Origin of the sequence: Neotabrizicola paludis (genome assembly GCF_044142105.1) — a bacterium.
Classification (GTDB): Bacteria; Pseudomonadota; Alphaproteobacteria; order Rhodobacterales; family Rhodobacteraceae; genus Pseudogemmobacter.
Map to the genome: position 1 here is coordinate 78,359 of NZ_JBGTYM010000001.1, position 14,006 is coordinate 92,364.

Sequence of the window (14,006 nt, forward strand, 5' to 3'; positions counted from 1 at the left end):
CCCTTGGGAGCTCGCCGCAGGATCTTTGCGGGCAGAGGATGGAGGCGGGTCAGAGGCGCATCCGCCGCATGAGCGGCACAGCGGTCGTTTTGAGCAAAGAACGCAACGTCGCCAGGGCGGCGCGTTGTTTGCCGGGCAGGTGGGCGGCGAAGACGGCGGTGTATTCGATGGCGGGCGTGGCGCCGCGCAGGCGCTTGAACCGCGCCGCCCCGGCCGAGGCATTCAAGAGCAGACCCTGGTCTCGGGCCGCGAGATGGGCGCGCATCACGGCGAGGCGGTAGAGGCCGTCGCGTTGTGGGCGGAACAGATCATAGCCGAGGATCGGCTGGGTCAGGGTGGCGCCGTTGCGGAACAGGCCCGAGATCGCGATCAGATTTCCCTCCGGCCCGCGCCAGCCGGCCAGATCGATCAACCCGGCTCGCGCTGCGCCTTGCAGGAAGGCGGCTGTGTAGGCCGGGTTCAGCGCGGGATATTTCCGGCGGTAAAGCTGGTCGTAAAGATCGGCGGCACGGATGAAATCTTCGGCAGCAAAGCCATCGGCCTGAACAAGGGGAAAAGGGCTGCGGGCGGTCAGCCGGGCATCGGCCATGAGGTCGCGCCAGCGCGCGGCCTCGGCCTGTTGCGGGTCGATCCGCCAGATCTGTCTGGCGGGCAGTAGCACCCAGCCCAAGGCCTTGAGCGCCGCGAGAGAGGTGGCATCGTCCACCTCGTTCAAGGATCGGATCACCAGGGCATGATGCGAGTGGCGGGGGGCGAGCGTGCTGGCCAGCGCCCTTGCTGTGGGGGAAGAAAGGGGCGGCACGGGACAGGTCGAGAAAAGCCAGTTGTTGACCTGCACCTGGCGGTCAAGGCCGGTGGCGCGCACCAGCGGCCCAGCTGCATGGATCAGACCCCGCATTGCGGTGCGCAGTGCGGGATGGGCGGCAAGATTGCGGGTCTCTTCCAGCGCATAGTCGAGATAGGCGGTGACGCCATCGACCAGATAGCATGTCGGCCCGCCCTCGGTGATCGTCAGGGGCCAGTGCCTGCCGCCGATCTCTTCCACCGCGAAAGAGGCCCGCATGTTCCGCGCAATCGCCTCGGTCCGGCCCTGCGCCAGACGGGCCAGGCCGGCAAGGCGGGGGGCCTCGTTCCAGCTCATGGTTTCCAGATCCGTTCCACCCGGCGCAATTTGCGCGTGGTGTCGAGCGGCAGAGGCCGGCTGTCCAGCGTGACATCGACCTCGGGGTCGAAGCGATAAAGCAGCGCGGCGACGGCGGCCAGCGCCTGTGCCGCTCCGGGCACGTTCGGGGGCAGGGTGAGGGTGACTTTCCGGGGGCCGCTCTGGACCAGGCGGAAATCGGTGATGCCGGGATGGGCGGTCAGCACGGCATTGCGCAGGATATCCGGCGTGACGGGCTGGCCGCGCAGCTGGAAGATGTCATCGGTGCGCCCCGCCACTTCCGTGATGGCTTGAAAGGGCAGGCCACAGGAACAGGTGCCAAGGCGCAGCAGATCATTCATCGCATAGCGCGCCATGATCTGGGTCTGGCGGCGAAAAGCGGTGATGCGGGGGGTGACGAGATCGTCCACCGGCTCGAATTCGAAATGCAGCGAATCCTCGCAAAGATGCAGGGTGCCCTGGGCGCAGGAGACGGCGAGAAGCCCCTCGGTCGCCATGTAGATCTGGCGCAGGGGCGCGCCGAAGCGGGCTTCGATCGGGGCGCGATCATTGGGGTCGAGCGTCTCGGCTGCGGAAAAGACCCGGTTGGGGGAAAGGCGAAAGCCCTCTTCTGCCAGATGGCGCAGGATCTTGGGCGTGGCAACGAGGACAGTGGGGGCGAAGCCCCCAAGCCGGGCGCGCCAGGCGGCGGGGCCTTCGGTCAGGTCGAAATGCTGAAGCTGCAGCCAACGCCCCTGTGCTGCGCCATAGATGCCCGCCGATCGGGGCAGGATCAGCGCGACGCGTTGCGGGCGGACGATCATGTCGGGCAGGGCATGCGCCAGGATCGCCCCCAGCCAGCGGTGACTTTCAGCCCGTGTCGCAAGGTAGAGGCCGCGATTGCCGGATGTTCCGGTCGAGGCCCCGGCGATCAGATCGCCCTGCACCATGCCCGCCTCGATGATGGCGCGGGCGCGTCCGGCGCTGATGCCGCGCGTGTTGAAGGCGGAGAAATCGGCCATCAGCGTGGCCTTGTCGGTCAGGGGCAAGGCGGAAAGCGGCTGGCCCGCAAGTCGCTGGTAGAAGGGCGCGCGCGGAAGATCGCGGGCAAGCCAGCGATCCAGCGCGCGGACCTGCCAGTGCAGAAGCTGCGCCCGAGACAGGCGCGACAGGCGGCGGACCAGAAGGAAACTTGGCAGCGCTTCGGTCAGGATCAGCATGGCGCCTTCCAGGGCTCGTCCCAAGGCGTGGGCGCGGGCGCGTGGCAGTAGATGACGGGCGCGCCGCTTGCGGCGTGGCTTTGGACGGCGGCGAGGCTGGCGGCGAAGCCCCGAGGGTCGGGTGCCACGAGGCGGCCGGGAAAGGGCGGCGGCGGTGCATCGTGCAGCCAATGCGTGTCGGCGGCGTAGAGAAGGCCGGTCGCGGGCCAGAAGATTCCGTGATGGCCAAGGGCATGGCCCGGCAGCGGGATCGCGAGCACACGGCCATCGCCGAAGAGATCATGGCCCTTCGGCAGGGCGGGGGCCGACGCGCGCAGGGGCCGCGTCTCGAACCCGGTCAGGCGCTGCGGGAGATCGGGCGGCAGGAATTCGGTGAAGGCGGCATGGCGCAGGCGGCGCAGCGGCGACAGGGCCAGCAGCGCGGCGAGGCCGCTGCCGGAAGCCATGATCCTTGCTTTGGGAAAGCGATGCAGGGCGCCGATATGGTCGGCGTGGAAATGGGTCAGGATGATCAGGCCGATATCGTCCGGGCGCAGGCCTTGGCGGGAAAGGAAGGCGCCGGTCTGGCCCGCAGCCAGGATTTCGGGCGCGAAGACGCCAGCATAGGCGCGCAAGGGCAGGCTGCGGCGACGTCCAAGCTCGGAATCCGAAAATAGGGCATGGTCATAGCCGGTGTCGATCAGGGCGGGGCCAAGCGGGCTGTCGATCAGACCATAGCGCACCGGCAGGGCCAGACGGCCCTGCGCGCCGCGCCGCAGATAGGCCGCGTTGACATGCACAAGCGCGGAATTGGCGAAACATGGGTTCACGGCGCGTCGCCCGGTGGTGGCAGCGCGGTCAGAAGGCCGCGGCTGAAGGGAATCTCGGGCCGCCAGTCGAGGCGGGCGGCCGCCGCGGAGAGATCGAGGCTCTGGCGATAGGCGAAAAGGCCCAAGCCGTAGCGGGTGACCGGTGGTTCCGCCCCGCCGCCAAGCCGGGCCAGGAACTCGGCCGCCCCGGCCAGCGCAAGCGCAGGTCGCAGGGGCAGGGGCCGCCAGGACAGCGGCACAGCCGCACGCGCGCAGGCCTGCGCGACAATCTCGGTGACGGGCAGAACCTCGCCGCCGGAAATGTTGTAGATCCCGCCCACAGCGCTGGCCGGTGCGACAAGGGCAGCCAGACAGGCCCGAGCCGCATCGGCGACATGGGTCAGGTCGATCTCTGCCACCCCCTTGCGCAGGAGCGGCAGCGGGCCGCGCCGCGCCGCGCGCAACAGGCGTGGCAGGAGGGCGCTGTCGCCCGCGCCATAGATGCCGCGCGGACGCAGGATAATGGGGCGCAGCTCGGGCCGGGACAGGACAAGACGCTCGGCCTGACGTTTGGTCGCGGCATAGGCATTGACGGGCGGCGGCAGCGGGCCGTCCTCGCGTCGCATCACATCATCGGCGAAAGCGAAATAGACCGTGGGCGAGGAGACCAGGACGAAACGGTCTAGCCGTGGAAAAGCGTCGAGCAGGCTTTGCGTGGCGGTCACATTGGCGGCCAGGAAGGCGCGCGCCGGGCCGAAGGGGGCCGAAAGGGCGGCGCAGTGGATGACGGCGTCGACATCTCGCGCCGCGCCGGGCAGGGGATCGGTCAGGTCATGGCCCATGACGGCAAAGCCGCGCCGCTGCAGCTGGTCGATGCGGGCGGCATTGCGGCCAAGGCCGAGGGCGGAAATGCCCGCCTCGCGCGCCTGGGCCAGCACTTCGCCGCCCAGATGGCCGGTCGCGCCGGTGACGAGAAGGCGCTCAGGTCTCAAGCGCCAGCCCTCCGAAGGTGACGCCCGCCGCCGTGCCCAGCAAAAGAACACGGCGTCCCGGGCCAAGCAGGCCGCGGTCATGGGCGACGGCAAGCGCGGTCGGGATCGAGGCGGCAACCTGATTGCCGAAATCGAGAGATATGTCGATCATGCGCCCGATCGGAACGTCCAGCGCGCGTGCCATGCGCGACAGGGCGCGGGGGCTTGCCTGATGGGGGATGATCAGGTCGATCCCGGCCAATGTCCAGCCAGCCTCCTCCAGAAGATCTTGCAGGAAGGCGCGGAAATGGCGGGCGGTCAGGCGGAACAGGGCCTCGCCCTCCATATGAAACCACGCCCCGGCGGCGAAGCCCTCGGGGTCGGCGCGCAGATCGATCGCCGTGCCACCCGACCGCAGACCGCAGGCCTCATAGCCCGACGGATAGCTGCGCATCCGGCAGGCGGCGATGCGGCCCGTGCCGGGACCAAGGACCACTGCCGCTGCACCATCGCCGAAATGGGCGGCGACGAAGGGATCGCCCGCGAAATTCAGCGCGCGCGAGGCGATTTCGGACGAGAAGACAAGGGCATGGCGGGCGCGGCCCAGAGCGATCTGGGTTGCGGCATGGTCGAAGGCGGGAAGGAAGGACAGGCAGGTGGCGTTCAGGTCATAGGCCGCGGCCTGCCCGTCGGCGATGCCCAGACCGCGCATCACAAGCGGGGCCGTGGCGGGCAGTGGCTGATAGGGCACGGCATTGGCGCCAAGCACAAGGTCGATCTCGGCTGGCGCGATCCCGGCGCGATCCAATGCCGCGCGGGCGGCGGCAACCGCAAGGTCGATCTGGCTTTCGCCTTCCACATGGAATCGGGCGGCGATGCCGGTGGCAGCCTCGGTCCGGCCCTCGGGCAGGCCGCAGCGCCGGTCGATCTCGGTCGAGGGCACGCGGCGCGCGGGCAGAGCATGGGCCGCTGCAAGGATCATCTTTTCCCCTCCACCGGGCCCGCAAAGGCTAGCCTTCTGCGAAAATGCTCGCAAGGCGGCAGGGGCGGAAGGTCTGGTTCTGCCCACCCTGTGCGAAGAACGGGTCCGGCCCCAGTCACGACGATGCGAGCGGCACTGGCGGCGGCTTCCGCGCCCCGGCCGCTTTGGCCTATCATGCCCGGGGCGCCGCGCGCGCCTCGGAGCAGAACCGCCTGATCCGGGCGCGATTTTCCGCGACGGAGTTTCACGGATGCGGCGTATCATGGCGGCGGGGCCTGTGCGGGCCCGCCCAGAACATGTGAGGACCGGCCTTGCCCGGAGCCCTCTTCGACAGGAAGGACCGACCGCCGCATGAGGCCTCTTTCGCAAATCGCCCTTGTCCTTCTGTTGGGGGCCGTGGCGGTGCCCCTGGCGGCCCGTTTCGTGCCGGGCACCCATCCCTGGCTGGCCAGGGCCGGGCTGCTGACACCCTTGCAGGATGCGGGCATCGTCGTTCCTCCGGCCGAAGCGGCGGCTGGCGGCCCTGGCGGGGGGCAGGGTGGTGGTCAGGGCGGCGCATTGGTCGTGGCGGCCCCGGCCGCGCATGAGATTCTGCGGGATGTCGTCACCGCCATCGGCTCGGCGCGGGGCGTGCAGGCGGTGGTGGTCTCGCCCGAGGTCGCGGGCAGGGTCATGGTGCTGCGCGCGGTGCCGGGGCAGGCGGTCAAGTCGGGTGAGGTGATCGCCGAGTTGGATGCCGAGCAGGCCGAGCTGGCGGTGGAGCGGGCGAAGCTGGTCTATGAGGATGCGCAGGCCACCTTGACGCGGCTGGAACGGCTGGCGGGGTCTGGCGCGACGACGGACCTGCAACGGCAGGAAGCGGAACTGGCACGGCGCACGGCGGAACTGGCGCTGGCGACGGCGGAACGCGATCTGGCCGATCATCGTCTGGTCGCGCCCATCGCGGGTTTCGTCGGGCTGATCGATATTCAGGACGGCGATCTGGTCACCTCTTCCACTGTCGTCACGCGGATCGAGGATCGCTCGAGCCTGATCGTCGATTTCCGGGTGCCGGAACGGGTGGCGACGCTGGTGAAGCCGGGCGATCCCCTGACCGCCGCGCCGGTCTCGACCCCCGGGAGGGTGCTGGATGGCAAGATCACCGCGGTCGACAACCGGGTCGACGAGACTAGCCGCACCCTGCGCGTGCAGGCTCAGATCGGCAATGACGGCGACGCCCTGCGCGCGGGGATGGCCTTCCGCATCGCGCTGGAATTCACCGGGGCGGAGTATCCGGCGGTCGACCCTCTGGCGATCCAATGGGGGGCCGAGGGCGCCTATGTCTGGATCGTGCGCGAGGGCAAGGCGGCGCGTCTGCCGATCCGCATCCTGCAACGGAATGAGAAGGCGGTGCTTGTCGAGGCCGCGCTGGAGCCGGGCGATCTGGTGGTGACCGAAGGGGTCCAGACGCTGCGGCCCGGTGCCGCGGTGACGCTGGCCGAGGCCGAGAGGGCAGCGGGATGAGCGGGAAGGAAGACACGCCGCCGCAAGAGCCGAAGCCCGAGTTGCCGCAGGGTGTGCCGCCCGGCCCGTCTGAAGTGCCGCCCGCGCCGCCGGGCGAGGCGCCGTCCGCGCCGCCCGAGGCGCCCGGCCCCGCACCGGACGAAGTGCCGTCGCCGCCCGATGGGCCAGAAACGCCAGGTCCCGACCTGCCCCCCGCGCCGCCCGCAGAGACCCCGCCGACAGGGCCGCAGGAAATTCCGCCCGGCCCCACCGAGGCGCCGCCCGACCTGCCGCCCGAGCTTCCACCGGAAACCCTGGCCATGCCCGCCGGGCGCACCGCTCTGTTCATCCGCCGCCCCATCCTGGCCTTCGTGCTGAACGCCTTGATCGTCATTGCCGGGATCGGCGGCTTTCTGGGGGCCGATGTGCGCGAGCTGCCCGATGTGGACCGGCCCGTCGTCACCATCTCGACCGCCTATTCCGGCGCGGCGCCGGAAACCATCGACCGCGAAGTCACCTCGGTGATCGAGGGCGCGGCGGGGCGGGTGCCCGGGGTGAAGGGCATCTCCTCCTCATCGCGCTTCGGCACCAGCCGGGTGACGGTCGAGTTCCGCGACGGCGTCGATCTTGATGTTGCCGCGACCGATCTGCGCGAGGCCGTGAACCGGGTGCAGAACAGTCTGCCCGACGATGCCGAGGCCCCGCGTGTGGTCAAGGCCGATGCCGATAGCGACGCCATCCTGCGTATCGCGCTCACCTCGTCGCGCCGCAGCGCCGAGGAACTGACGCAGTTGGTCGAGGATCAGGTGGAAAGCCGCCTGCTGGGCGCGCCGGGCGTGGCCGATGTGCAGATCTTCGGCAATCGCGGGCTGGTTTTCCGGGTCGATGTCGACCTGATGCAGCTTGCCGCGCGCGGGCTGACACTGGCCGATCTGCGCACGGCGCTGCGCAATGCCAGTTTCGATGCGCCGGCAGGCGCGCTGTCTTCCGACCGGCAAAGCCTGATGGTGCGCACCACGGCCGCGATCAGCAGCGCGCCGCAGATCGAGGCGCTGACGGTCGCGGGCGATGTGAAACTGGGCGATGTGGCGCAGGTGACGCTGGGGCCGGAGCCGGGCGCCAGCATCCTGCGCGCGAATGGCGAGACCGGGATCGGGCTGGGCATTATCCGCCAAGCCAATGGCAACACCTTGCAGATATCGGCGGCGGTGCGTCAGGTGGTAGCGGATCTGCAGCCTATCTTGCCGCCCGATGTGCGGATGTTCATCACCTCGGACAGCGCCGATTTCATCAATGGCGCCATCCATGAGGTGGAAATCGCGCTGGTCCTTTCCGTGCTGATCGTGACGGCGGTGATCTATCTGTTCCTGCGCGATGCGCGGGCGACGCTGATCCCGGTGATCGCCATGCCCGTGGCGCTGGTCGGCACGTTGGCGGCGATCTGGCTGGTGGGATTTTCCATCAACATCCTGACGCTGCTGGCGCTGGTTCTGGCGACGGGCATCGTGGTGGATGATGCCATCGTGGTCTTGGAAAACATCGTGCGGCGGCGGTCCGAGGGGATGGGGGCGCGCGCGGCGGCGGTGATGGGAACCGAACAGGTGTTCTTCGCCGTCCTTGCCACCACCACCACCCTTGCGGCCGTCTTCATCCCGCTGTCCTTCCTGCCCGGCCAGACCGGTGGGCTGTTCCGGGAGTTCGGCTTCACGCTCGCCATTGCGGTCCTGCTGTCTTCTGTCACGGCGCTGACGCTGTGCCCCGTTCTGGCGGCACGGATGCTGCGGCCACATGTCGAGAAGCGCGGCCCGATGACCGTGCTGGGTGATATACTGGCCGGGGCCTATGCCTGGACGCTGCGCGCCTGCCTGAACGCACCCTTGGTCGCCGTGGCGGTGGCGGCCTTGTTCGCCGCGCTGGCGGTGGCAAGTTTCGGCACGCTGCGGCAAGAGGTGACGCCGGCCGAAGACCGCGCGCAGATCCTGTTGTCGGTGCAGGCGCCGCAGGGCGTGTCGCTGGATTTCACCGATGGCAAGATGCGCGAGGTCGAGGCCCTGGTCGAGCCCTTGCGCCGTTCGGGCGAGGTGGTCAGCATCTTCTCGATCACCGGGCAGGGCAGTTCCGACAATCGCGGCTTTCTGGTCGTGACTCTGGCCGACTGGGCCGACCGAACCCGCAGCCAGCAAGAGATCGTGGCCGAGCTGCAAAAGGGCCTGCGCGGCGTGATCGGCGTGCGCGCCTTTGCGATCCAGCCAAATTCGCTGGGCATCCGCGGCGCCGGGCAGGGCCTGTCCTTCGCGCTTTTGGGCGATGACTACGGCGCGCTGTCCCAGGCTGCACAGGCGCTGGTCGCGAAGATGGAGGAGGATCCGCGTCTGGGTCAGGTGCGGCTGGGCTATGACACGACGCAGCCGCAGCTTTTCATCGAGGTCGACCGGTCCAAGGCCGAAGATCTGGGAGTGGGGATCGACGGGCTGGCCGAGGCCTTGCAGGCGGTTCTGGATGGCCGCACGGTGGGCACGCTGTTTCTGGATGATGACAGTTTCGACATCCGCCTGATATCGACCGCCGATCCGGTGAATGACCCCGGCGATCTGGAGCGCATCTTCATTCCCGGGCGTGACGGGCAGATGATCCCGATGTCGAGCTTCGTGACACTGAGCGAACGGGCCGTCGCGCCGGAATTGCAGCGCGAAAGCCAGATGCGGGCGGTGCCGATCACCGCCGGGCTGACGCCGGAGATCGCGCTGGGGGATGCCCTGACCGAAGTTCAGGCAATGGCGGCAGATGTGCTGGGCGAGGGGATGCGCATCGCGCCCCTGGCCGAGGCGGCGACATTGGGCGAAACCTCGTCGGGGCTGCTGGTCACCTTCGGCATCGCGCTGGCGGTGGTGTTCCTGGTCCTGTCGGCGCAGTTCGAAAGCTTCGTCTCGGCGGTGATCGTGATGGCGACCGTGCCTTTGGGCCTGGCCTGCGCGGTCTACGCGCTTCTGGCGACCGGGGGCAGCCTCAATGTCTATAGCCAGATCGGGCTGGTGCTGCTGGTTGGGATCATGGCGAAGAATGGCATCTTGATCGTGGAATTCGCCGATCAACTGCGCGAGCAGGGCGCGAGCGTGCGCCAGGCGATCGAGCGTGCCTCGATCCTGCGGCTGCGTCCGGTGATGATGACGATGATCGCGACCGTGCTGGGCGGGGTGCCGCTGGTTCTGGCGCAGGGCGCGGGGGCCGAGGCGCGGGGGGTGCTGGGCTGGATCATCGTTGGCGGTCTGGGCCTCGCGACCTTTGCCACGCTGTACATCACGCCGGTTGCCTATCTTCTGCTGGCGGGCCTGTCGCGCTCGCGGGCGCATGAGCAGGACCTGCTGGCGGCCGAGATGCGGGCGGCGGCGAAGGTGCGGGCCGTACCGGCGGAATAGCCTTTGACGGGCGGCCTTTGGGCAGGCCGCCGGGGGCGCTTCGCTTCCCGCCCCCGAGAGTATTTGTCCCTTGGTGAAGCCGAGGTGCGACGTCAGGCTGCGCTTTGCGGCAGAAGCCAGGGGCCGGTCTGTGGCGGGGTGGCGATGCGGATGCGGCAGCCATAGGCCTGCGACAGAAGACCGTCGGTCAGCACCTCCTCGGCGCTGCCCTTCGCCAGAAGCGCGCCGGATTTCAGCAAGAGCACCTTGTCCGCCGCCATGGCGGTGAGGTTCAGGTCATGCAGCACCATGACCACGCCGCCGCCCGCATCGGCGAAGCTGCGGGCAAGACGCATGACCATGAGCTGATGCGCAATGTCCAGCGCGGCCACCGGCTCGTCCAGAAACAGCCAGCCGGGGCCGTCGGGGGTGACAGGTTGGCGGGCCTGGGCCAGGGTGCGGGCCAGCTGGACCCGCGATTGTTCGCCGCCCGACAGCTGGTGATAGGGCCGGTCCATCGCGCCCGCGAGGTCGACCTCGGCCAGAAGGCGGGCGGGTAGGCCGGGATCGGCGGGGCCGGAACCGGCGTCCAGGCCGAAACGGACGATCTCGCCTGCCGTGAAGGGGAAGGCCACGCTGGTCGATTGCGCCAGAACGGCGCGGAACCGGGCCAGGATGCGCGGCGCGGTGCGGGGGATGTCATGGCCGTTGAGCGCCAGCCTGCCGGTGGCGGGCAACTCCCCGGTCAGGGCGCGCAAAAGCGTGGTCTTGCCGGAGCCGTTCGGGCCGATGATTGCGGTGATCTGGCCGGGGTGGGCAGAGAAGGTCAGACCGCGCAGCAGAGGGCGGCGGGACAGCGTGACCGAAAGGTCGTGAACCGACAGCATGTCAAAGCCCCGACAGGCCGCGGCGGCCAAGCAGGATCCAGAGGAAGACCGGCGCACCAAGGCATGCGGTGACGATGCCGATGGGCAATTCGGCGGGGGCGACGATGGATCGGGCGATCATGTCGGCCCCGATCAGGAGCGCGGCGCCCAGAAGCGCCGATTGCGGCAGCAGGGCGCGATGATCGGGGCCGCAGGTCAGGCGCAGCAGATGCGGCACCACGATGCCGACAAAGCCGATCCCGCCCGAGATCGCCACCGCGGCCCCGGTCGCGGCGGCGGTGACGAAGACGGCGAGCCGTTTCAACGCCTGCACGCGGATGCCCAGATGCAGCGCCTGTGCCTCACCCAGCGCCAGCGCGTTCAGCCCGCGGGCAAGGAAGGGCGCGGCCAGAAGCGCGGGCAGGATCAGCGGCAGGGCGCTGGCGATCTTGGCCCAGCTGGCCCCGGCCAGGGACCCCATCGACCAGAAGGTCACGTCGCGCAACTGCCGGTCATCGGCGAGATAGATCAGGATCCCGGTCGCGGCCCCGGCAAAGGCGGCCAGCGCGATGCCCGCAAGCAGCAGGACCGCGACCGAGGTCTGCCCGCCCCGCGTCGCAAGTTGGTAGAGCAACAGCGTCACGGCCAGCCCGCCGATGAAGGCGGCGAGGGGCACAAGGTGGAGGCCCGCAAAGGCGGCAAGCCCCGGGGGCAAGAGCCCGCCCAGCACGATGGCCAGCACGGCGCCAAGGCTTGCCCCGGCGCCGACGCCGACGATGCCGGGATCGGCCAGGGGATTGCGGAAAAGGCCCTGCAGCAGCGCGCCCGACAGGGCCAGCGACGCGCCCACCAAAGCCCCCATCGCCAGCCGCGGCAGGCGGATGTCCCACAGAATCACCTGCGCGCGATGGTCCAGCCCGCCGTCCCGGACCGCGCGGGCCAGATCGGCCAGGGTCAGACCCGCAGCGCCGGTGCCCAGAGAAGTGAGCGCCGTTCCCATCAGGAGGAGAAGAAGGCCAAGGGTGATCCAGCGGGCCGGGGGGCGGCCCCGAAATCCCCGTGGCGCGGCAAGCGGCAGGGCGACCATGCCTCAGCCCGCCGCCGGGTAAAGCGCGTCATACAGCGCGGCGGCGGCCTGCGGCGTGCGCGGGCCAAAACCCAGAAGCAGCATACCGTCCATGCGGATCACCTTCTGCGACCGACCGGCCGACGTCAGCGCCAGCGCCGGATGCGCCCAGAGATCGGCATCGGCGACGGCAAGATCGCCCTCGCGGTCCATCATCAGCACCACATCGGGCGCGGCGGCGATAACCGCTTCGTCGGTCATCTGCTTGTAGCCGGAAAAGCCCGTGGCCGCGTTCGCGCCGCCCGACAGCGCGATGATGCCCTCGGCCTCGGTTCCTTCGCCGCCCGCCATGATCCGCCCACCTTGCAGCGAGAGGATGAAGAGAACGCGCTTCTTCCCGGTCACCGCTTCGGCGCGGGTGCGAGCCTTGGCCAGATCGGCCTCAACCTGTGCCGCCAGCTTCTCGCCTTCGGGCGCAAGATCCAGCGCCGCCGCGACGGCGGTGATCTTTGCAGTCACGCCCTCGGGCGTGGTGGCCTCGGGCACCAGGGCGAAGGGCACGCCCGCCGCTTTCAGCACCTCTACCGCTTCGGGCGGTCCGGCATCGCCCTCGGCCACGACCAGCCCTGGGTCTTGCGCCAGCACGCCCTCGGGCGAGAGCGCGCGGATATAGCCGACATCGGGCAGGGCGAGGATGCTGTCCGGATAGTTTGAGGTCGTGTCGCGGGCGACAAGCCGCGCTTCGGCCCCAAGCGCCACGGCGATCTCGGTCACCGAGCCGCCCAGCGTGATGACGCGTTGGAGCGGTTCGGCAAAGGCGCTGGCGGCAAGGCCAAGGCCCAGACAGCCGATCAGGCCGGCCTGAAGCCGGGCATAGGTCAAGCGGGCCATGAATCAGGCCTCCGACTTGGGCAGGGTCAGAGTCAGCGCGTTCCAGGCGTCGGGTGCCGTGTCCTTGCGATAGCCGAAGATCTGCAGGATCAGCCCGCCTTCCGCGTCGAAAGCCTCGACCGAGATCGCGGCGCCGGTGCGGGTGGGCTTGTTGACCAGCCAGACCTCGGCGATGTGGTCACCGCGCAGGTGCAGGTTGAAGCGCGGGTCCATGACGTTGATCCACGGTCCCATCGGGACGACCTTGTCGATCAGCCCACCATGGATCTGGATGCAGCCCTGATTGCCGACGAAGATCATGACCGGCACGCGGTCCTCAGCGGCCTGCACCAGCGCCGCGTTCACCGCCTTGGGGTCCAGCCGCTGCGCATAGGGGGCACCGGCGACGCGGTTGGCACCCAGACGGTTCATCTTATGCGTCTTCACCAGTTTCAGGAACTGATGCGTATCGGTCATCCGGTCCCAGTCGGCGCGCAGGGCCTGCGCCCGGGTGTGGTCTTCGCGAGCGGGTTCGACCGGCTTGCGCGGTTCCAGAGCCAGCGCTTGCGGCTGGGCGTCAAGGCGCAGGGCTTCGACCAGGCGGTCAAAGGCGGCCACGTCGCTTTCGGGCTTGAGATGGACCTTGTGGATCGCATCGCCAGCGGCATCGAAGACCTGCAGACTGCGCTTCACCGTGCCATCCGCACCCGTCTCGGCCAGAGCGAAGCCATGCACCCAATGTGCGGGAAAGATGCGCATGTCGATTTCGGGATCGAGCACCATGCTGGCATGCGGCCCGCCACGGTAGTCGCTGTACTGGCCGCGGCGTTCATGGACGCAGCTTTCGTTGCGCGTCAGCGCCAGCACATCGCCCAGATCCTTGATCAGCGGGAACAGCCTGTCGGGCGTCGCATCGATCACTGTGGCGCCATGACCGACATGGGCGGCGACCAGATCGGCTTCGGTGATGCCCTGCGCGGCGGCGAAATCGCGGGCGCGGGTCTTTGGGGCCTCGGCGCGCCGGGCGCGGAGTGCCGAGGGGGAAAGCGGGGTATCGTTTATGGGACCATCGGCCATGGTTTATCCTTTCGCATCATGCATCTGGGGCGCATGTCTGGCGGATGGCGGCCCGGATCGGGCGGCGGCCATGGCTGGGGCGCATTGATCTGTCAGCCACCCGTTTCGGATACTTGACAGTTACACTCGGCTTTTCTAGGAGTCCTTT

The 14,006-nt window shown here is 69.1% G+C and carries 11 protein-coding genes; 2 read left to right on the top strand and 9 right to left on the bottom strand.

The annotated features are described in order from the left end of the window. Window positions 1-49 precede the first annotated feature (49 nt). The 5 genes from ACED67_RS00370 to ACED67_RS00390 are packed head-to-tail and all read right to left on the bottom strand — an operon-like array spanning window position 50 to window position 5,102. The gene (locus ACED67_RS00370) at window positions 50-1,141 is read right to left on the bottom strand and encodes a GNAT family N-acetyltransferase (protein WP_395539456.1); all 1,092 of its coding nucleotides are present in this window, start codon (window positions 1,139-1,141) and stop codon (window positions 50-52) included. After that, complete coding sequence (locus ACED67_RS00375) at window positions 1,138-2,361, bottom strand: CoF synthetase (protein ID WP_395539457.1); 1,224 nt, start codon at window positions 2,359-2,361, stop codon at window positions 1,138-1,140. Before ACED67_RS00375 ends, ACED67_RS00370 begins: the two co-directional genes overlap by 4 nt. Further along, complete coding sequence (locus ACED67_RS00380; protein WP_395539458.1) at window positions 2,355-3,170, bottom strand: MBL fold metallo-hydrolase; 816 nt, start codon at window positions 3,168-3,170, stop codon at window positions 2,355-2,357. The genes ACED67_RS00375 and ACED67_RS00380 overlap by 7 nt, the downstream gene beginning before the upstream one ends. Next, window positions 3,167-4,141, bottom strand: a complete 975-nt coding sequence (locus tag ACED67_RS00385) for an NAD-dependent epimerase/dehydratase family protein (protein ID WP_395539459.1) — start codon at window positions 4,139-4,141, stop codon at window positions 3,167-3,169. Before ACED67_RS00385 ends, ACED67_RS00380 begins: the two co-directional genes overlap by 4 nt. Continuing rightward, window positions 4,131-5,102 (bottom strand): 3-oxoacyl-[acyl-carrier-protein] synthase III C-terminal domain-containing protein, encoded by a 972-nt coding sequence (locus ACED67_RS00390; protein WP_395539460.1) that lies wholly within the window; start codon window positions 5,100-5,102, stop codon window positions 4,131-4,133. Before ACED67_RS00390 ends, ACED67_RS00385 begins: the two co-directional genes overlap by 11 nt. A gap of 351 nt (window positions 5,103-5,453) precedes the next feature. Between ACED67_RS00390 and ACED67_RS00395 the strand changes: the two genes are divergently transcribed. Both ACED67_RS00395 and ACED67_RS00400 read left to right on the top strand, forming a co-directional pair. Beyond that, window positions 5,454-6,605, top strand: coding sequence for an efflux RND transporter periplasmic adaptor subunit (locus ACED67_RS00395; RefSeq protein ID WP_395539461.1), 1,152 nt, complete (start codon window positions 5,454-5,456; stop codon window positions 6,603-6,605). A 299-nt stretch (window positions 6,606-6,904) separates the two neighbouring features. Further along, on the top strand, window positions 6,905-10,000 hold the full coding sequence (locus ACED67_RS00400) for an efflux RND transporter permease subunit (RefSeq protein WP_395540441.1): 3,096 nt from the start codon (window positions 6,905-6,907) through the stop codon (window positions 9,998-10,000). A gap of 92 nt (window positions 10,001-10,092) precedes the next feature. On the opposite strand, the gene ACED67_RS00405 is transcribed toward ACED67_RS00400, so the two are convergent. From ACED67_RS00405 to ACED67_RS00420, 4 genes are read right to left on the bottom strand one after another with little or no spacing between them, the layout of a single operon-like run. Then, entirely contained in the window at window positions 10,093-10,866 is a 774-nt protein-coding gene (locus ACED67_RS00405) for a heme ABC transporter ATP-binding protein (RefSeq protein WP_395539462.1), read from the bottom strand. Window position 10,867: 1 nt separating this feature from the next. Beyond that, window positions 10,868-11,932: a FecCD family ABC transporter permease gene (locus tag ACED67_RS00410; protein ID WP_395539463.1), complete on the bottom strand. Its 1,065-nt coding sequence runs from the start codon at window positions 11,930-11,932 to the stop codon at window positions 10,868-10,870. 3 nt (window positions 11,933-11,935) lie between these two features. After that, window positions 11,936-12,802 carry a heme/hemin ABC transporter substrate-binding protein gene (locus ACED67_RS00415; RefSeq protein WP_395539464.1) on the bottom strand — a complete coding sequence of 289 codons (867 nt, stop codon included), beginning with the start codon at window positions 12,800-12,802 and terminating at the stop codon, window positions 11,936-11,938. Between the two features lie 3 nt (window positions 12,803-12,805). Next, the gene (locus tag ACED67_RS00420; RefSeq protein ID WP_395539465.1) at window positions 12,806-13,858 is read right to left on the bottom strand and encodes a hemin-degrading factor; all 1,053 of its coding nucleotides are present in this window, start codon (window positions 13,856-13,858) and stop codon (window positions 12,806-12,808) included. Window positions 13,859-14,006: the final 148 nt, after the last annotated feature.